Below are 17,441 nucleotides of genomic sequence, written 5' to 3' on the forward strand. Positions count from 1 at the left end.
TGCTTCAGAGGGTCAGGACTGACGCAGCCGTCTGGGGGGAGGGCTACGCAACGATGGCCATGGACGAGGAGCCGGACGCCGGTCGGCCGGCGGAAGGGCGTCGCCGGGTGTACCGCGGGGCAAAACGGCGCAGACCGGACATTCTGCCCGCTGATCCCCGAACTCCCGTACGCCGCCGGACGATGCTGCGCTGGCTCGCCGTCGGCACGGTGTTCGCGGCGGTCAGCGGCGAGGAGATCCTGCGCCGCTCGCTGGGCGGCCCGGACGCGGCGGCGACGCACCCGGACGGGACGGACCCGGGCGCGGTGGGGGCGGACCCGGACGCGGCGGGGATGGACCACGGGGCGCCGCCTCTCGCCGGCACCCCGGACGGCACCCCCGCCGCACCCGGGCAGCCCGCCGCGGCGCCCACCGTCGACCAGGGCGGCCGCCGCTGGTCCGACCCGGCCGGCTGGGGCGGCAGGACACCAGGCCCGCAGAGCGCCGTCCGGATCACCGACAAGGTGCTGCTCGACACCGACGCCACCGTCGCCTCGCTGCTGGTCGAGCCGTCGGGCACGCTCACCTTCGCCGCCGACCGCACCGTCACCCTCGCCTCGGCGGGCAACGTGGAGGTCCGCGGCATCCTCGCCCTCGCCCCCGACGGCGCCGCCGTGCACACCCTGCGCTTCCCGGCCGTCGACGAGAAGCGGTTCCAGGGCGACGGCATGAAGGTGGTCGACACCGACGTCGGCCTCTGGGTCACCGGCGCCGGGTACCTGCGACTGGACGGCGCCGCCAGGACGGCCTGGGTCCGCGCCGCCGGCGAGCTGCGGGCCGGCGACACCACCGTCACCCTGGCCGCCCCGCCCGCCGGTTGGCAGCCCGGCGACGAACTCGCCGTCACCCCTACCGGCCCGCCGGACGAGGAGGGCTTCTCCACCCGCTACGACCTCGTCCCCGTCCGGTCCGTCAGCGGATCCACCGTCACCCTGGGGGCGCCGCTGAAGTACGCCCACCCGCGGGTGTCGGCCGGAGGGGGCGTCACGGTCGGTGCGGAGGTGCTCAACCTGACCCGCAGCGTCCGGGTCGAGGGCAGCGCCGCGGGCCGGGCGCACGTCCACGTCACCAGCTCCCGCCGGGCGGACGTCCGGCACGCCGCCCTGCGCTGGGTCGGCCCGCGCGCCGAGACCGAGGAGAGCTGGAAGGGACCGGACGGCTCCGCGCCGGTCACCGCCCCCGTCCTCGGCCGGTACGGGCTCCACTTCCACCTGCTCGGCGACGCCGCCCGCGGCACCGTGGTCGAGGGCGTGGTGGTCCGCGACGCCGGCAACCACGCCTACGTCCCGCACGCCAGCCACGGCATCACCTTCCGCAGCTGCATCAGCCACGACACCTGGGAGGACGCCTACTGGTGGGACGGCCCGCTGGACACCCGCACCCCGCAGCGGCCGTCGGACGACATCGTCTACGAGTCCTGCGTCGCCTCCCGCACCGTGCTGGAGCCCAATCCGCGTGCCTACCGGCTGACCGGCTTCAACCTGGGCGCCGGCACCGGCGGCAAGGCGCTGGACTGCGTGGCCGTCGGCGTCCAGGGCGCCAACGGGGCGTCCGGCTTCGAGTGGCCGGAGAACAGCGAGGGGGTCTGGACCTTCCAGCGCTGCCTGGCCCACAACAACCTTCAGGACGGCATCTTCGTCTGGCTGAACGCCCAGCACCATCACGTGGTCACCGAGTTCGCGGCCTACCACAACGGCGGCTGGGGCATCGAGCACGGCGCCTACCTGAACGACTTCGACTACACCGCGAGCGTGCTGCACGGCAACGCCGCCGGGGGAGTGCTGCTGCACTCGCTCGGCCGGGAGAAGGGCAGCCTGTTCGACGGGCTGCTGATCGACGCCGCCGGACGGAGCGACTTCGCGGTCGCCACCGCGCACCACGAACTCGCCGGGGAGTCCGTCACCTTCAGCCGCAGCCGGTTCACCGGCTACCGGCGGGCCGGGGTCGCATTCCGGGCCACCCCCGACGGCAAGCCGGACGACATCCTGGTGCTGGACTGCGAGTTCGGCGGCAACGAGCTCTGGGTCGACCCGGAGTCCGGGCCGCCCGGGAACATCCTGCTGCGCCGGGCCGGACAGTCCGAGGTGCTCCAGGTGCGCAAGGCGGACGGCGGCGGCACCGCACAGCCGCAGTGGAACGCGAGCACCGCGCCGGTGGCCGACTTCGCCGCGCAGTCCCGGCCCGTGCAACTGCCCGCCCTGCGCCTCCGGGACGCCGCCGCGCCCACCGCCCGGGTGGGCGGCTGACCGGACGGGCGGGACGGCCGAAGGGACCCGGAACGGATGCGTTCCGGGCCCCTTCGTACGGGCTGGTGCTGCGGGCCGCTACGGCGGGCCGCTACTGGGCGGCGTGCCGCCCGCCACCCTCCTCGGCAGCGGCCTCCTCGGCCGTCGCCTCGGGGTCGGCGGCCGGCAGTACCGCCAGGTAGGTGGAGGCGATCAGCTGGCCCACCGTCGGGTACGCGCCCAGCGGCGCGGCCGACGGGCAACCGGTCTCCTCGGCGGCCGTGGCGAGCAGCTCGGAGTCCGCCTCCGGGCCGATCACCAGCGGGGCCAGCGCCGGGTTCTGGGAGCCCATCTCCCGGAGGTGGGCGACGGCCGCGGCCACCGAGCCGGGCAGGTCGAGCGCGGCGGGCACGACCGGCACGGCCAGGCGGGCCGCCAGCAGCATGCCGGTGATCCCGGCGGCATCGGCCGCCTCCTGGCCGCCGACGGTGGTGAGCACCACGCCGTCCGCGGCGGTCGCGATGGCGAACAGCCGGGCACGGTCGGCGCGGGCCAGCCCGGCCTCGGAGAGCCGGACGTGGACGGCCTCGGCCAGCAGCGGGTGCGGGCCCAGCACGTCGGTCACGTGGGCGCCGTACTCGGCGGCGAGTGCGTGCAGGTCGGCGAGGAACCCGTGCGGGCCGGGGAGCAGCGGCACCACGACCGGAGCGGGCAGGCCCGCCTGGGCGGCGTGCGCCAGCAGTTCGGCGACGGTGTGCTCGTTGCCGGCGGACTCGCCCTCGCTCACGTCGCCCGGGAGGTAGCCGGCCGCCGTCTGCACGCCGTTCTGCTCGCTGCGCACGATCGAGAGCAGTTCCTCGACGACGGAACGGGACTCGGGCCCGGCGGTCGCGGGCACCGCGAGCACCAGGGCCGGGGACCCGGCCGGGATCTCGGGGCGCTCGGGGCGGCGGTGGCGCCCCCGCGCACGGGAGCCTGGGGTGCGGACGGGCAGTGGCGCGCCCGGGATGGCTGCGGTGCTCATGGCGGAGATCGTAGGACATCTGGGCGCCCGGCCTGCAGTCGGCTGCCGAACCGGGATAGGCCGCTTGCCCGAAAAACGGACATACGCTGCCAAATCCCCGCGTGGCCACGGACATCTTCCTAGACGTGCTTGACGGGCCCCCGCGTTGCACCCCCGGCGCGTGAGATGTCTCACAGGCGGCGAGGCGTCTGACGGAGGGTCACGGGGGTGCGACTCCCGGCGTTCGAAGATCAACATTCAGCGGGGAGCCGCCTACGGGCGGTTATCGGCGGCTTGCCGATTCAGTCGGCTATGTCCGCTTACGTGCCGTCAGGTGGCGGGGTCGTGAAGAGTTGCAGTTTGGTGGCGAACGGCCCGTGCACCTGCAACGTCCCGTGCTGATGCACGTGCACTGGAGCTATCATCACGTCAAGTGAGGCGTTGTGCCGGGCCGGTACGGGGCCGGCCCAGCCGTTCGGCTGTGCGCCGGGGCGCCGAGCTGGACGACCACTCCGGAGCTCTTCGGGAGATTTCTATGTACAACACGTACGACGCGTACAACGGGATGGCGGCTGCGGACCTCAAGGACGTGGTCTGGCAGAAGAGCCTGCACAGCAACTCTCAGGGCAACTGCGTCGAGTTCGCCGCCCTCCCGGGGGGCGAGGTGGCGATGCGCAACTCGCGCTTCCCGGACGGTCCGGCGCTGATCTACACCCGGGCGGAGATCGCGGCGCTGCTGCTGGGCGCCAAGGACGGGGAGTTCGACCACCTGGCGGTCTGACCGGCCGCCGCCTTCATCATCGGGGGGCCGTCGTGGGTGCTGACACCGCGACGGCCTTTGTCTTGTGCGCGTCCTCGCCGGCTCCCTCCGCCGCCCGGTGCGAGCCGTGAAGGGCGATGCGTGGGGCCTGACGCGCGCCCGGGGTGGTGTGGTCCCCCCCAGGGCCTGCGGGCCGGCCGGCAGGCCGGGCTGGTCGGTGCAGCGGCCCGGGCGTCCTCCTGCTAGGCCGAGCGACGGTGCCGGCCGCCGAGTTCGGGGACGGCGTGCGCCGCACTCTCCTCTGCCTCGAACATCGCCCAGACCACCTTGCCGCCGCCCAGCGGGTGCCAGCCCCAGGAGCGGCTGAAGGAGTCCACCAGGTGGAGTCCGCGGCCCGACTCGGCGACGAAGTCCGCCTCCCGGGCGACCGGGCCCGTGCTGCTGGGGTCGCTGACCGCACAGACCACCTGCGGTGCGCGGTGCACCAGGCTTATTCGGATCGGCAGCCGCCCGTCGGTCGTGGGCCGGCCGGAGAAGTCGAAGTCGTCGGACGCGTTGCACGCCGAACCGGGGTGCGCGCCGATCGCGTGCCGCAGGGCATTGGTCACCAGCTCCGAGGCCACCAGCGCGACATCGTCGAACAGCTCGCCCAGGCCCCAGCGCTGAAGAGCGGTTCTGGCGAAGTCGCGCGCGGTTCTGACGGCTTCGTAGCGAGGGGCGAGCGTACAGGTGACCACATGGGGATCGACTGCCAAGGCCGTACCGGTGCTCATGAAGAGCTCCTCCCATAAGGGGGCGGACACGGCTGGACCCGCCGGGGTCATGCCGGTCACCTCCGACTCGCTCGGCCGCACGGCCGCCCCCTCGACCAGGCGCGCGCGCACACGAACGCCCGGTGGCGCGGGGGCGCTGCCGGGCTGGTGCACGGAGTCGCGCGTGGGGTCGACGCGGAGCCCGCGGGATTGCCAGGGATGTGCAGGTGCACGTGCACCATGGTCCTCTGCGCTCACTGCAGATGCAAGAGTCGATTCACGTGCAGTCGTTCAAATGGCATATGCAAGCGCCGAATGCACGTGCATCCTGGTGCGAGGGGTGCAGAACTGATAGGAACATCCGTCAGTATCGGCACCGTGAGCGCTCAACTGATGGCAGACTGTGCGCTGTTTGCCCTAGGTGGAGGTTTCGACCGCATGACCACAGTTCAGCCGGGCGGCGGCTCGATGGTCCGCCGGATCCTCCTCGGCTCCCAGCTGCGCCGGCTCCGCGAGGCGCGGGGCATCACGAGGGAGGACGCGGGCTACGCGATCCGCGCCTCGGAGTCCAAGATCAGCCGCATGGAGCTCGGCCGCGTCAGTTTCAAGGAGCGCGACGTCGCCGACCTCCTCAGCCTCTACGGCGTCGACGACGGCGTGGAGCGCGAGGCCCTGCTCGGCCTCGTCCGCGAGGCCAACAAGTCCGGTTGGTGGCACAGCTTCAACGACGTGCTGCCGGGCTGGTTCCAGACCTACGTCGGTCTGGAGGAGGCCGCCGCGCTGATCCGTACCTACGAGGTCCAGTTCATCCCCGGACTCCTGCAGTCCGAGGAGTACGCGCGGGCGGTGTTCGGCCAGAGCCGGCCGGTGATCAGCGAGGAGGAGGTCGAACGCCGGGTCAGCCTCCGGCTGCGCCGCCAGAAGCTGCTCACCGAGGGCGACAGCCCCCGCCTCTGGGCCGTCATCGACGAGGCCGCGCTGCGCCGTCCGGTCGGCGGGCCCAAGGTGATGCGCGGTCAGGTGCAGTACCTGATCGACGTCGCCGAGCAGGCCAACGTGGTGATCCAGGTGATGCCGTTCCGCTTCGGCGCGCACGCCGGGGAGTCCGGGGCCTTCACCATCCTGCGCTTCCCCGAGCAGGACCTCGCCGACGTGGTCTACCTGGAGCAGCTCACCAGCGCGCTCTACCTCGACAAGCGGGACGACGTCGACGCGTACATCCAGGTCATGGAGCGGCTCTGCGTGGACAGCCTCACGCCCGAGCGCACCATCGACCTGCTCGCGTCGATCCTGAAGGAGCGCTGACGCCCCGCCGCACGGCACGCTCGTCGCGCAGCGCGCCGACGGCCGCCCGGTCCCGCTCAGCCGCGGGCCGGCGGCCGTTCGCGCTCCGGCGGTGTCTGCTGCGGCGGCCGGCCCAGCCGCCAGTCCAGGTCGTACCGGCGGAACAGGTCGGCCCGGATCGGGGCCAGCGGCAGCTCGGCCCCGGGCAGCAGCACGCCGATGCAGCCGCCCATCAGCGCGCTGCGCAGCACCGCGTGCTCGGCGGCGGGGTCCGGCGCGCCCCAGTCCCGCAGCAGCCCCTGGAGGATCGCGCCGAGCTGCTGCTGCTCGGGGTCCTGGACGAACGCGCCGGTGTCCGGGTCCATGATCAGCGCCAGGTGTGAACGCATCACCCGGGGGTGGTCCATCGCCAGCCCCAGCACCGCGTCTATGGCCCGGGCCAGTCGGGCCTCCGCCGTGGAGCCGGGCGCCAGCTCGCCCAGCGCCGCCGACAGTGCCTGGTGCATCATCCGGTGGGTGGCCGACTGCATCAGCAGCCGTTTCCCGTCGAAGTAGTAGGAGAGCAGCCCACGGGCCAGCCCGGCCCGTTCGGCGATGTCGGTCAGGGTGGTGCCGGCGTACCCGTGCTGGTCGACGAGTTCGACGGTGGCGCGCATGATGCGCCGGCGGGAGCGTTGGCGCATTTCCTCGTTGACCGAATCCCCGCGAGGTGCCATCGTGTCTGCTCCGTACGTTCGTTGGCTCCCGGCCAATATACTGGCGGGGCGAGCGGTCGAACCGTGGCATCCGCACGGGGCGGGCGCGCACGGGCCGGCTCGTACGGAGGTGCCGACTCCACCAACACGGGGGTTTGGTGGAGTCGGCACCCGCCGGGAACGAGGGATCGGCCCGGGCGGCGTTCAGCTCTTGGTCAGGACCTCGCCCCGCCGGTTGTCCAGGTCGACTGACGGATAATCATAGTCGGGTACCGAGGCGGTAGTTGCCGGCTTCCGCCGGTCGAGCACCGCGCCCACCGCGGCGATCACGAAGCCGGCCAGTGCGACCGCGGTGACCAGGAGCAGGGCCGGCCGGTAGCCGTCCAGCTGGGCCGCAGGGCTCTCGCCGCCGCCGCTGCCGGCGGTGATCACCGCTGTGACCGCGGCCAGTACGATCGCGCTGCCGACCTGGAAGGCCGTGTTGACCAGGCCCGAAGCCAGCCCCTGCTCCTCGTCGGCGACGCCGTCGGTGGCGGCGATGTTCACGGACGGGAACGCGAGCGCGAAGCCGATCCCGAGCAGGATCATGCTGGGGAGCATCAGCTCCGGGTACGAGCTGTGCTCGTCCAGCCGCAGGAAGACGGTGTAGCCGAGCAGCAGCGCCAGCACGCCGATCGGCAGCAGCCGCCCCGTGCCGAAGCGGTCCACGATCGCCCCCATCCGGGTCGCCGAGAGGGCGACCAGGGCGCCGGCCGGCAGCAGGCCGAGGGCCATCTCCAGGGCCGACCAGCCGAGCAGTCGCTGCAGGTAGAGCGTGACGATGAACTGGAAGCCCGCGTACGAGCCGAAGATCGTGAACGCGATCAGGTTGGCCCGGGCGACCGGGCCGTTGCGGAAGATCCCGAGCCGGACCAGCGGGTGCGCGGCGCGGCTCTCGGTGACTAGGAAGGCAGCGGCCAGCGCGGCCACCACGGCCAGCGAGCCGAGCGTGCGCAGGCTCGCCCAGCCGGCACCCTGCGCCTCGGTGACGGTGAAGACCAGCAGCAGGACGGCGGCCGTGCCGGTGATCGCGCCCAGGGCGTCGTACCCGCCCTTGGCCCGGTCCTCGGCGGGGCGGGGGAGGAGCCGGACGGCGAAGACCAGGGCCAGCAGGGCGACCGGGACCGGCATCAGGAAGGTCCAGCGCCAGCCGACCGAGGTGAGCAGGCCGCTGAGCACCAGGCCGAGCGAGAAGCCGCTGGCGCCGCAGGTGGTGTAGATCGACAGGGCGCGGTTGCGGGCCGGGCCCTCGGCGAAGGTGGTCGTGATGATCGACAGGCCGGCCGGCGCGGTGAAGGCCGCGGCGACGCCCTTGAGGAAGCGGGCGGCGATCAGCAGGCCGCCGTCGTCGACCAGACCGCCGAACAGGGAGGCGGCGGCGAAGACGGCGAGGGCGGCCAGGAAGACCCGGCGGCGGCCGAGCAGGTCGGCGGCGCGTCCGCCGAGCAGCAGCAGGCCGCCGTAGCCGAGGACGTAGCCGGAGACCACCCATTGCAGGGCGGAGGTGGAGAGGTGGAGCTCGGAGCCGATGGACGGCAGGGCGACGCCCACCATGGAGGTGTCCAGGGCGTCCAGGAACATCGCGGCGCAGAGCACGATCAGCGTGCCCCAGAGGCGGGGAGTCCAGTGCAGCCCGCCGGTTGATGAACCGTCAGTCGGATTGATGGTCGCGGTGGTCATGCGGAGGACACTACATGCACATGCATTCAATGCAAATGAATTAGATGTGACCGCATAAGGTTCATGCGCACGTGCTACCGTGGCGCCGTGGCTGAACTCGACTCCGACGCGGATGCGGCGCTGGTCGCGTCCTGGCGCGACCTGCTGGCCCGGCATGCCGCCACCGCCTGCCTGCTCGACCGGGAGCTGGGCGAGAAGCACGGGCTCGGCATGAGCGAGTTCGAGGTGCTGGAACGCCTGGTCGAGGAGCGGAACGCCGACAACTCCCACACCCTGCGGGTGCAGGAGCTGGCCGACACCGTGCACCTGAGCCAGAGCGCGCTCTCCCGGCTGATCGGCCGCCTGGAGAAGGCCGGCCTGGTCACCCGCGCGATGTGCCCGGACGACCGGCGCGGCATCCAGGTCGCCCTGACCGAGGAGGGCTGCCGCCGCTACACCGAGGCCCGCCCGCTGCAGCGCGAGGTGCTCGCACTGACCCTCGGCAGCCCGTTGGAGGGCGGCTGCGCCGGATCGCGCTGAGGGCCGGCCGGATCCGGCCGGGGGGCGCTCAGAACAGGGTCGAGAGCCCCGGCGCGGCGGCCAGCAGGACGGCGGCCGCAGGGGCGGCGAGCGCGGTGACGGTGAGCCGCAGCCGGTGAGACACGGGCAGCCGGGGCCGCCCGGCGAGCAGCCGGTCCACCCGCTTCGGCGACTGCGCCAGCCCGGGCGGGCAGGAGCCGAACACCCCGCTCCCCAGGTTGAGTTCGGCCAGTGCCAGGGCGGTGGTGTGCCGCCCGTGCCGGCGCGCCGCCCGGTCGTCCGCCGCGAGCTCCACCAACTCGCCCACCTGGTCCCGGAAGGCGCTGAACACGCCGACGCCGGGGAAGCCAGAGGCGAGCGCCTGGGAGCTCTGCGACAGCCAGTGGTGCCGGGCCCGCACGTGCCCGCGCTCGTGGCTCAGCACGGCCGCCAACTCCCGGTCGGTGAGCTGTTGGAGAGCCCCGGTGGTGACCACCAGCCGGGAGTTGTGGCCGGGCAGCGACCAGGCCTCGGGGCGGACGTTCTCCAGCACCACCAGCCGCTCCCGCCGGCTCCGCAGCGCGTCGATCGACTCGGGCAGCTCGGGGGCCCGCGTGGCCAGTTGGGCGTGCCGCCGGTTGCGCAGCGCCTTCGCCGAGCGGACCTCCCGGGTCAGCGCCAGCACGGTCTGCACCCCGCCCGCCGCCAGCACCGCGGCGCAGAGCCGCCCCCAGCCCTCGGCGTCCTGCAGCCCGTACGCGGCCTCCACGCCGTGCGGCGCGCCCGCGAACACCAGCGCCCGCAGCTCGGGCAGCGCGGCCGAGGCGGCCAGGAGGAGGCTCAGCGCACAGCACAGCAGCACGGCCACGACCAGGCACTGCCAGACCAGCAGGGCCAGCACGGGTTCGCTCTCGGCCCAGCGGGCCCGGGCCAGCAGCCGGGGCGCCACGGTCGAGAGCAGCAGTCCGAGCAGCAGCAGGCCGAGCAGGGCCGTCATGGCATGGGCTCCCCGAGTACGCACGGAACGCGACAGCGCTCTGCTGGCCAACCTAAGCGGTGGTGGCGCCCGGTGGAACGACTTTCGGCCACCCAGTGACCAACGCCACGCGCGGTGCGACGGGGGCTCGCGTCACATCGTCAGGAGCATGGCGAACATGCCGATGCCCATCGACAGCCGGCAGGCCCGCGGCAGCCCGGCGGTGGCCGCCCCCGGGCCCCCGGCGCCCCCCGGCGGACCCCCGGCCGGGGTGGCCAGCAGCCGGGTGCCGGCCCAGAGCGAGTAGCCGCCGAAGTAGAGCAGCAGCGCGCCGGTCAGCAGGGGCGTCCCGGTGCTCGCCGCGTGGTGGTGGCCGCCGTGCCCGGACGCTGCGCCCATGGCCAGCGCCATGTACGTCATCGCGAGCCCGCCGATCGCGTGGTGCAGCCGGTGCGCCCGCCGGGCCGGGGTGTCGGGGCCCGCCCGGACGGCGGCCAGCAGGAAGGCCGCCGCCGGGGCGCCGAACACCCACGCCCAGACCGAGGCCGGCACGGCGCTGCCGGAGACGGCCATCGCGGCCATCCCGAACCCCATCAACGCCTCGGCGGCGTCCGACTCGTAGGCGTGCAGCCGGCCGGTCGCGGGCCCGCCGGCGCAGGGGGAGCGGCGCAGCCGGGTGAGGCAGTAGCCGCCGGCGGACGCGGTGAGGAGGGCCAGCAGCCAGCTGACCAGGACTGGTCCGTGCAACGGCGGCCTCCCGGGCGGCGCGGACGGGCGTACCGTCCACGATCACCGCTCGGAGCCGCGTACAGCAGGGCGCGCACAGGGGCGCACGGTGGTGCCCGCCGGAGTGAGGACTCCCGGCGAGCACCACCGCGGTCATGGGTTCAGCCGCCCCGAGGCGATCACCCGGCTGAGGAACCGCCTGGTCCGCTCCTGCTGCGGATCGCCGAACACCTGCTCCGGCGGGCCCTGTTCCAGCACCACCCCGGCGTCCAGGAAGCAGACCTGGTCGGCCACCTCGCGGGCGAAGCCCATCTCGTGGGTCGAGATGACCATCGTCATGCCCTGCTCCTTGAGGTCCCGCACCACCGCGAGCACCTCACCCACCAGCACCGGGTCAAGCGCCGCGGTGATCTCGTCGAGGAGCAGCAGCCGCGGCCCGGTGGCCAGCGCCCGGACGATGGCGACGCGCTGCTGCTGGCCGCCGGAGAGCCGGTCCGGGTACTCCTTCGCCTTGGCCGCCAGGCCGAGCCGGTCCAGCAGGGCCAGCGCCTGCGCCTCGGCCTCGGCCCGCGCGACCTTGTGCACCCGGCGGGGTGCCAGGGTGATGTTCTCCAGCACCGTCAGGTGCGGGAACAGGTTGTAGGACTGGAACACCACCCCGATCCGGCGCCGGACGGCGTCCTCGTCGGTCCGCGGGTCGGTGATCTCCTCGTCGTCCAGGAAGACCGCGCCGTCGTCGATCCGCTCCAGCAGGTTGGCGCACCGCATCAGCGTGGACTTGCCGGAGCCGGACGCCCCGATCAGCGCCGTCACGGAGTGCTCGGGCACTGTGAGGTCGACATCGCGCAGCACCACCTGGGGGCCGAAGCTCTTGCGCACCGACTCCAGTCGCAGCACCGCGGGCCTCGGGTACTCGGAGGTCGTCACACCGCACCTCCCTGGTGCTGACGGCGGTTCATCCGGCGGGTCAGCCAGTCGGTGAACCGGGTGAGCGGGACGGTCAGGACGATGAAGACCAGGCCGGCCACGAGGTACGGGGTGTAGTTGAAGGACCGGCCGGTGATGATCTTCGCCGCGTAGACCGCGTCGATCGCCCCGCCGATCGAGACCAGACCGGTGTCCTTCTGCAGGCTCACCAGGTTGTTCAGCAACGGCGGCACGACCCGCCGGACCGCCTGCGGCAGCACCACGTACCGCATCGCCTGGGCATTGCTCAGCCCCAGCGACCGGGCGGCCGCCCGCTGGCTCGGGTGCACCGCGTCGATGCCGGCCCGGAACACCTCGGAGACGTACGCCGAGTACGTGAGCACCAGTGCGGCGCCGCCGAGGAGGATGGGGTCGCTGGTCACCCCGGCAAGCCGCAGCGCCGGCACACCGGTGATCATCACCAGCAGGCAGATGATCATCGGCAGGCCCAGGAAGAAGTCGACGTACGCCGTGGCCAGCAGCCGCACCGGAAGGAAGACGGGCCCGCGCAGCGTCCGCAGCACCGCCAGCAGCAGGCCGAGGACGAGGATCAGCGCCCCGCACCCGAGCATCAGCTCCAGATTGATCCGCAGACCCTTCAGCACCTCGGGCAGCGCCTGGCGCGCGTAGTGGGCGTTGAAGAAGGTCTTCCGGGTCGCCTCCCAACCGGGGGAGTTGACCACCACCAGGTACAGCGCCACGGCCGTCGCCAGCGTCGACACGCCGGCGATCAGCGCCGAACGGCGGGCCCGCCGCCGCCGGTAGGCCTCGTGGGCCAGCCGGCGCCCGGACGGGCGGTAGCCGTCGTCCGGCCCGTCCTTCTTCTTCTTCTTCTTCTTCTTCCGCAGGACGCTCGCGGACTCCGTGCTCATCGCGGGCCCCCTGTCCGTCGCGGACTCGCCGCTCACCGCGGGTTCCGTGTTCATCGCGTGGTCGGTCACTTCAGCACGGGTGCCGCGACGGCGTCGGCGAGCCACTGCTGCTCCAGCTTCGCCAGGGTGCCGTCCGCCCGCAGCGCGTCCACCGCCCGGGTGACGCAGCCGGTCAGCCTGGAACCCTTGTCCAGCACCAGGCCGAACTGCTCGCCCTGCGGCGAACCTTGTGCCGAACCCTGGGCCGAAGCCTGCGACGGGCCCTCGAACTGCCCGACCACCTGGGCGTCCGTCACCTCGGCGCCGGTGATGTAGAACGCCGTCGGCAGGTCCACCACCAGGGCCTCGATCTGGCCGTTCTTCAGCGCGGCCTTCGCGAGGTCGTTGGAGTCGAAGACGGCCGGCTGGGTGCTGGGCCTGATGGTGTTGGTGACCACGTCCAGGCTGGTGGTGCCGACCTGGGCGCCCAGCTTGGCGCCCTTGAGGTCGGCGATGCTCCTGGCCGAGGCGGCCTTGGAGCTCTTCAGTGCGATCACGGCCTGCCGCACGTCGTAGTAGCCGGACGAGAAGTCCACCGCCTGCTTGCGCTCGGCGCTGATCGAGACCTGGTTGATGTCGAAGTCGAAGTCCTTGGCGCCAGGCGTGGTGGCCTTGCCGAACGGCGCGACCACCCAGGACACCTTGTCCTTGGGGTAGCCCAGCTTCTCGGCCACCGCGTACGCCACCGCCGACTCGAAGCCCTTGCCGTTCTCCGGCTGGTCCTCGGCGAACCACGGGTCGTAGGCCGGCTTGTCGGTGCCGACGGTCAGCGTCCCCGCGGTACGGGTGGCCAGCGCGCCCGGCGCGCAGCCGCCGGCCGTCCCCGACGCGGTCGCGCCCGCGTCGGACGCGGTGTCCTGCGGGGCACAGGCGGCCAGCGCCGCGGCGGCGACGACCAGCAGGGCGGCGAAGGGCTTGCGGAGGGAGGTCATGACAGGGCTCCTGATGAGGGACCGGGCAGGGCGGGGAACGGCGAGGGGCGGCGGCCGGGCACTGACGCGGGCCGCACCCAGGCGGGTCACTTCCCCCCGGTGGCGGCGCCGGAACACAGGCGGCATGGTCGGCGTACGGGGCCGCGCCCGCGGCGCCCCCCGAGCCGGATCAGCAGCAGCGGCAGAGGCCGCGCGCACAACCGCAGGCGTGACAACACGAGGGCGCCCGGAGCAGGTCGATGTGGCGCCGGGCCACCAGGGTCACCGCCGGGAGCATGGCGGGAGGTTCGCATCCCCACGGCGCTTCTGTCCAGAAGATCCAGATCCCCGTCCACATGCCGGACATCCGCCCGTCGGCCGGCGCGTACGCCCTCCACGGGACATCCGTCGGCAGGGCCCCCCTTGAACAGGAGAACCTTTCGTACTTATGGTGGTCTCGTTGAAAACCCTCCTGTCGAAGTGAGTCCACGATGCAGAATCTTTCGCCAAGGCTCGCTGTGGCGGCCGACGCCCCGGTCTCGCCCCACGCCGGCCACCCGGCCTGGCTGCGCCTGAAGGAAGCCGTCGAGGCCCTGCGCCCGCTCCAGTCCAAGGACGGCTCGATCGACCTCGCCGCCGTGCAGCGGCACGCGGTCGATCCGCTGGTCGCCACCGTCCGCGGCGCCGTCGAGGAGCTCGCCCCGCTCTTCCCGCACGACGCCGACTACCTCGCGGCCGTCGACGCCGACCTCGCGAAGTGGGCCGACACCGGCTACCGGGAGCCCGATTTCCTGGACTCGCTGCTCGCCTTCCAGCCCGCCGACCAGCGCGAGGACGGCCTGGAGCACCTCGTCGTCTTCCCGATGTACACCCAGAACGGCAACCCGGACCGCAACCTGGAAGCCGTCCTGCTGCGCGTCGTCTGGCCGGACTGGCTGGCCGAGCTGGAGCGCACCCGCTTCGACAACCCGATGTTCGTGCCGATCACCTTCACCGACTTCACGGCCGGCTACGACACCAACTCCGCCGTGCTGTTCCCCGAGACCGTGGCCGTGCGCAAGGCGCCGGAACGTTTCACCTGGGGCGGCATCTTCTGTGACCGCGAGGCCGCCCGCTTCCGCGCCGTCACCACCAGCGCCGTCCAGCAGCTCGGCCTGGAGATCCCGGCCGACGCCGAGGGCCTGCTCGACGACCAGCAGCGCGCGCAGGAGACCTTCGTCCTGTGGGACCTCGTCCACGACCGCACCCACAGCCACGGCGACCTGCCGTTCGACCCCTTCATGATCAAGCAGCGCAGCCCGTTCTGGATGTACGGCCTGGAGGAGCTCCGCTGTGACCTCACGACCTTCAAGGAGGCCGTGAAGCTGGAGGCCGAGGGCAACGAGCACGCCCGCGACGTCCAGTACGCGGTCCTCTTCGACCGGATGTTCCGCTTCCCGGTCAGCGGTGACCGCGTGCGCAACTACGACGGGCTCGGCGGCCAGCTGCTCTTCGCCTACCTGCACAAGCACGACGCGCTGCGCTGGCGGGACAACCGCCTCACCATCGACTGGGAGCGCGCCCCGCAGGTCACCAACGCGCTCTGCGGCGAGATCGAGACCCTCTACCGGGACGGCATCGACCGTCCCAAGCCGGCCCACTGGATCGCCGCCTACCAGCTGGTCTCCCGCTACCTCACCCCGCACCCCGCCTCCACCTGGGCGAAGGGCCCCGACGCGCTGCCGCTCGACATCACCGACGGCAAGGCGCTCAACAAGGCGCTCTGCGACGCTGTGCTGCCCGACGAGTTCCCGCTGAGCATGTTCTACGAGGCCCTCTCGAAGAAGCTCCGCAACGTCATCGCCTCCACCACCGGCATCACCGGCGCGGGTATCCAGGGAGCTGCCGCATGAGCGCACACCTCGCAGGCAAGGTCATCGCCGTCGCCGGAGCCAGCGGCCCGGCCGGCCAGGCCGTCCTCCGCCGCCTCGCCGCGGACGGCGCCACCGTGATCGGCGCCGACATCGACGCCCAGCGGTTGGAGAAGGCCCTCGACGCCGTGCGCGCCGCCGTCCCCGGCGCCCGGGTCAGCGGGCAGGTCATCGACCTGCTCGACCCGCAGGAGGTCCACGACTGGGCCGACCACCTGGAGGCCGAGCACGGCCACGTGGACGGCCTCTTCCACCTGGTCGGCGGCTGGCGCGGCAGCAAGAAGTTCTTCGACACCCGGATCGACGACTGGGACTTCCTCCACGACACCGTGGTGCGCACGCTCCAGCACACCTCGCTGGCCTTCCAGCCGGCCCTGGTCCGCAGCGAGTCGGGCCGGTACGCGATGATCTCCGCCTCCGCGGCCCACAAGCCCACCGCCGGCGGCGCCGCCTACGCGGCCGCCAAGGCCGCCACCGAGGCCTGGACCCTCGCCATGGCGGACTCCTTCAAGAAGGAGACCACCGCCGAGGACGGCGAGCCCACCGCCGCGGCTGCGATCCTGGTGATCAAGGCGTTGGTCAGTCCCGAGATGCGGGCCGAGAAGCCGGACGCGAAGTTCACCGGCTTCACCGACACCGCCGACCTCGCCGAGAACCTGGCGGGCCTCTGGGACCGCCCCGCAGCAGACCTGAACGGACAGCACCTGTGGCTGACAGCCCGATGACCGATTCCACCCGCACGGACGCGGTACGGCGGCACGACCCCGCCGTCCGCGGCTTCGCCAGCGACAACTACGCCGGCGTGCACCCCGAGATCCTGGCCGCCATCGCCCTGGCCAACGGCGGCCACCAGGTCGCCTACGGCGAGGACGACTACACGTCGAACCTCCAGGACGTCTTCCGCCGCCACTTCGGTGACACGGCCGAGGCCTACCCCGTCTTCAACGGCACCGGCGCCAACGTCGTCGCCCTCCAGGCCCTGCTCCCGCGCTGGGGCGCGGTGATCGCGGCCGAGTCCGCCCACATCAACGTGGACGAGGGCGGCGCCCCCGAGAAGATGGGCGGCATCAAGCTGCTCACCGTCCCCACCCCGGACGGCAAGCTCACCCCCGAGCTCATCGACCAGCAGGCGTGGGGCTTCGGCGACGAGCACCGCGCGCAGCCGCTCGCGGTCTCGATCACCCAGAGCACCGAGCTCGGCACCCTCTACACCGTGGAGGAGATCCGGGCCATCGTCGACCACGCCCACCAGCACGGCATGCTCGTGCACGTGGACGGCTCGCGCCTGGCCAACGCCGCCGCCTCGCTCGGCGTGCCGCTGCGCGCCTTCACCACGGACGTGGGCGTGGACGTGCTCTCGTACGGCGGGACGAAGAACGGCCTGCTCTTCGGCGAGGTCGTGGTCGTGCTCAACCCCGAGAAGGTCCGCAACATCAAGTACCTGCGCAAGACCTCGATGCAGCTGGCATCGAAGATGCGCTTCGCCTCGGTCCAGTTCGAGGCACTGCTCACGGGCGACCTCTACCTGCGCAACGCCGGCCACGCCAACGCGATGGCGAGCCGGCTGGAGGCGGCCGTCCGGGACATCGACGGTGTGACCGTCGTGCGCCCGGTCCAGGCCAACGCGGTCTTCGCGATCCTCCCGCGTGAGGTCAGCGAGCGGCTGCAGAAGCGTTACCGCTTCTACTTCTGGAACGAGCACACCGGCGAGGTCCGCTGGATGTGCTCCTTCGACACCACGGAGGCCGACATCGACGCCTTCGCGGCCGCCATCGCCGAGGAGATGGGCCGCGCCTGACGCGTGCCCGAACCGCTGATCGTCCCGTCCTGCCGGTGCAGGGCGGGACGATTTGCATGTGGCGGGGCGGTCCCCGTACAGTTCCGGAGTCGCACCGAGAGGGGCGGCGGAAAGCAAGTCCGATGAATGAAACTCCGGAAAACGGGGCGGAAAACGTCTGATAAGCTTCAAACACGAAAGAACGAAGCGCCCGGAGGGCCCGCTGGAAGGCGGTCCGAAGGAAGTGTCCGTTCCTTGAGAACTCAACAGCGTGCCAAAAGTCAACGCC

Annotated in this window: 16 protein-coding genes; 7 read left to right on the top strand and 9 right to left on the bottom strand. The window is 72.5% G+C overall.

What is annotated here, in order from left to right; genetic code table 11:
- The first annotated feature begins 182 nt into the window (after positions 1 to 182).
- The gene (locus ACZ5WK_RS05485; RefSeq protein WP_465545176.1) at positions 183 to 2,285 is read left to right on the top strand and encodes a hypothetical protein; all 2,103 of its coding nucleotides are present in this window, start codon (positions 183 to 185) and stop codon (positions 2,283 to 2,285) included.
- 91 nt (positions 2,286 to 2,376) lie between these two features.
- Here the strand turns inward: ACZ5WK_RS05485 and ACZ5WK_RS05490 are convergent, their stop codons facing one another.
- A complete protein-coding gene (locus ACZ5WK_RS05490; protein ID WP_465545178.1) occupies positions 2,377 to 3,288 on the bottom strand; it encodes a sirohydrochlorin chelatase family protein in 912 nt (303 codons plus the stop codon).
- Positions 3,289 to 3,802: 514 nt separating this feature from the next.
- On the opposite strand from ACZ5WK_RS05490, the gene ACZ5WK_RS05495 reads away from it, so the two are divergent.
- Positions 3,803 to 4,048 (top strand): DUF397 domain-containing protein, encoded by a 246-nt coding sequence (locus tag ACZ5WK_RS05495; RefSeq protein ID WP_465545180.1) that lies wholly within the window; start codon positions 3,803 to 3,805, stop codon positions 4,046 to 4,048.
- A gap of 221 nt (positions 4,049 to 4,269) precedes the next feature.
- On the opposite strand, the gene ACZ5WK_RS05500 is transcribed toward ACZ5WK_RS05495, so the two are convergent.
- Entirely contained in the window at positions 4,270 to 4,800 is a 531-nt protein-coding gene (locus ACZ5WK_RS05500) for an ATP-binding protein (protein WP_465545182.1), read from the bottom strand.
- A 417-nt stretch (positions 4,801 to 5,217) separates the two neighbouring features.
- On the opposite strand from ACZ5WK_RS05500, the gene ACZ5WK_RS05505 reads away from it, so the two are divergent.
- Positions 5,218 to 6,084, top strand: coding sequence for a helix-turn-helix domain-containing protein (locus ACZ5WK_RS05505; protein ID WP_465545184.1), 867 nt, complete (start codon positions 5,218 to 5,220; stop codon positions 6,082 to 6,084).
- A gap of 56 nt (positions 6,085 to 6,140) precedes the next feature.
- On the opposite strand, the gene ACZ5WK_RS05510 is transcribed toward ACZ5WK_RS05505, so the two are convergent.
- Positions 6,141 to 6,746 (bottom strand): TetR/AcrR family transcriptional regulator, encoded by a 606-nt coding sequence (locus ACZ5WK_RS05510; protein ID WP_396320124.1) that lies wholly within the window; start codon positions 6,744 to 6,746, stop codon positions 6,141 to 6,143.
- 216 nt (positions 6,747 to 6,962) lie between these two features.
- On the bottom strand, positions 6,963 to 8,477 hold the full coding sequence (locus tag ACZ5WK_RS05515) for an MFS transporter (RefSeq protein WP_465545186.1): 1,515 nt from the start codon (positions 8,475 to 8,477) through the stop codon (positions 6,963 to 6,965).
- A gap of 87 nt (positions 8,478 to 8,564) precedes the next feature.
- Here ACZ5WK_RS05515 and ACZ5WK_RS05520 point away from each other — a divergent pair, with 87 nt between their 5' ends.
- Positions 8,565 to 8,996 (top strand): MarR family winged helix-turn-helix transcriptional regulator, encoded by a 432-nt coding sequence (locus ACZ5WK_RS05520; RefSeq protein WP_465545188.1) that lies wholly within the window; start codon positions 8,565 to 8,567, stop codon positions 8,994 to 8,996.
- Between the two features lie 28 nt (positions 8,997 to 9,024).
- Here ACZ5WK_RS05520 and ACZ5WK_RS05525 read toward each other — a convergent pair whose 3' ends face one another.
- The 5 genes from ACZ5WK_RS05525 to ACZ5WK_RS05545 all read right to left on the bottom strand — a co-directional run bounded on the left by ACZ5WK_RS05525 (position 9,025) and on the right by ACZ5WK_RS05545 (position 13,486).
- Complete coding sequence (locus ACZ5WK_RS05525; RefSeq protein WP_465545190.1) at positions 9,025 to 9,972, bottom strand: M56 family metallopeptidase; 948 nt, start codon at positions 9,970 to 9,972, stop codon at positions 9,025 to 9,027.
- 132 nt (positions 9,973 to 10,104) lie between these two features.
- Positions 10,105 to 10,698 carry a DUF5134 domain-containing protein gene (locus tag ACZ5WK_RS05530; RefSeq protein WP_465545192.1) on the bottom strand — a complete coding sequence of 198 codons (594 nt, stop codon included), beginning with the start codon at positions 10,696 to 10,698 and terminating at the stop codon, positions 10,105 to 10,107.
- A gap of 132 nt (positions 10,699 to 10,830) precedes the next feature.
- Entirely contained in the window at positions 10,831 to 11,604 is a 774-nt protein-coding gene (locus tag ACZ5WK_RS05535) for an amino acid ABC transporter ATP-binding protein (protein ID WP_465545194.1), read from the bottom strand.
- Positions 11,601 to 12,515, bottom strand: a complete 915-nt coding sequence (locus ACZ5WK_RS05540) for an amino acid ABC transporter permease (RefSeq protein WP_465545196.1) — start codon at positions 12,513 to 12,515, stop codon at positions 11,601 to 11,603. The genes ACZ5WK_RS05535 and ACZ5WK_RS05540 overlap by 4 nt, the downstream gene beginning before the upstream one ends.
- A gap of 65 nt (positions 12,516 to 12,580) precedes the next feature.
- On the bottom strand, positions 12,581 to 13,486 hold the full coding sequence (locus ACZ5WK_RS05545) for an ABC transporter substrate-binding protein (RefSeq protein WP_465545198.1): 906 nt from the start codon (positions 13,484 to 13,486) through the stop codon (positions 12,581 to 12,583).
- 470 nt (positions 13,487 to 13,956) lie between these two features.
- Between ACZ5WK_RS05545 and ACZ5WK_RS05550 the strand changes: the two genes are divergently transcribed.
- The 3 genes from ACZ5WK_RS05550 to ACZ5WK_RS05560 are packed head-to-tail and all read left to right on the top strand — an operon-like array spanning position 13,957 to position 17,173.
- Positions 13,957 to 15,357 carry a DUF6421 family protein gene (locus ACZ5WK_RS05550; RefSeq protein WP_465545200.1) on the top strand — a complete coding sequence of 467 codons (1,401 nt, stop codon included), beginning with the start codon at positions 13,957 to 13,959 and terminating at the stop codon, positions 15,355 to 15,357.
- Positions 15,354 to 16,100, top strand: coding sequence for an SDR family NAD(P)-dependent oxidoreductase (locus ACZ5WK_RS05555; RefSeq protein ID WP_396320133.1), 747 nt, complete (start codon positions 15,354 to 15,356; stop codon positions 16,098 to 16,100). The genes ACZ5WK_RS05550 and ACZ5WK_RS05555 overlap by 4 nt, the downstream gene beginning before the upstream one ends.
- Positions 16,097 to 17,173 carry a threonine aldolase family protein gene (locus tag ACZ5WK_RS05560; RefSeq protein ID WP_396320134.1) on the top strand — a complete coding sequence of 359 codons (1,077 nt, stop codon included), beginning with the start codon at positions 16,097 to 16,099 and terminating at the stop codon, positions 17,171 to 17,173. Before ACZ5WK_RS05555 ends, ACZ5WK_RS05560 begins: the two co-directional genes overlap by 4 nt.
- Positions 17,174 to 17,441: the final 268 nt, after the last annotated feature.

Source organism: Kitasatospora sp. NPDC032757, from assembly GCF_055579305.1.

What these genes read in the sequence shown, in the direction of transcription:
- ACZ5WK_RS05505 (WP_465545184.1), top strand. Translation starts at nt 5,218, where the DNA reads ATGACCACAGTTCAGCCGGGCGGCGGCTCGATGGTCCGCCGGATCCTC.
- ACZ5WK_RS05560 (WP_396320134.1), top strand. Translation starts at nt 16,097, where the DNA reads ATGACCGATTCCACCCGCACGGACGCGGTACGGCGGCACGACCCCGCC.
- ACZ5WK_RS05485 (WP_465545176.1), top strand. Translation starts at nt 183, where the DNA reads ATGCTGCGCTGGCTCGCCGTCGGCACGGTGTTCGCGGCGGTCAGCGGC.
- ACZ5WK_RS05555 (WP_396320133.1), top strand. Translation starts at nt 15,354, where the DNA reads ATGAGCGCACACCTCGCAGGCAAGGTCATCGCCGTCGCCGGAGCCAGC.
- ACZ5WK_RS05495 (WP_465545180.1), top strand. Translation starts at nt 3,803, where the DNA reads ATGTACAACACGTACGACGCGTACAACGGGATGGCGGCTGCGGACCTC.
- ACZ5WK_RS05540 (WP_465545196.1), bottom strand. Translation starts at nt 12,515, where the DNA reads ATGAGCACGGAGTCCGCGAGCGTCCTGCGGAAGAAGAAGAAGAAGAAG.
- ACZ5WK_RS05500 (WP_465545182.1), bottom strand. Translation starts at nt 4,800, where the DNA reads ATGAGCACCGGTACGGCCTTGGCAGTCGATCCCCATGTGGTCACCTGT.
- ACZ5WK_RS05525 (WP_465545190.1), bottom strand. Translation starts at nt 9,972, where the DNA reads ATGACGGCCCTGCTCGGCCTGCTGCTGCTCGGACTGCTGCTCTCGACC.
- ACZ5WK_RS05545 (WP_465545198.1), bottom strand. Translation starts at nt 13,486, where the DNA reads ATGACCTCCCTCCGCAAGCCCTTCGCCGCCCTGCTGGTCGTCGCCGCC.
- ACZ5WK_RS05515 (WP_465545186.1), bottom strand. Translation starts at nt 8,477, where the DNA reads ATGACCACCGCGACCATCAATCCGACTGACGGTTCATCAACCGGCGGG.
- ACZ5WK_RS05490 (WP_465545178.1), bottom strand. Translation starts at nt 3,288, where the DNA reads ATGAGCACCGCAGCCATCCCGGGCGCGCCACTGCCCGTCCGCACCCCA.
- ACZ5WK_RS05510 (WP_396320124.1), bottom strand. Translation starts at nt 6,746, where the DNA reads ATGCGCCAACGCTCCCGCCGGCGCATCATGCGCGCCACCGTCGAACTC.
- ACZ5WK_RS05550 (WP_465545200.1), top strand. Translation starts at nt 13,957, where the DNA reads ATGCAGAATCTTTCGCCAAGGCTCGCTGTGGCGGCCGACGCCCCGGTC.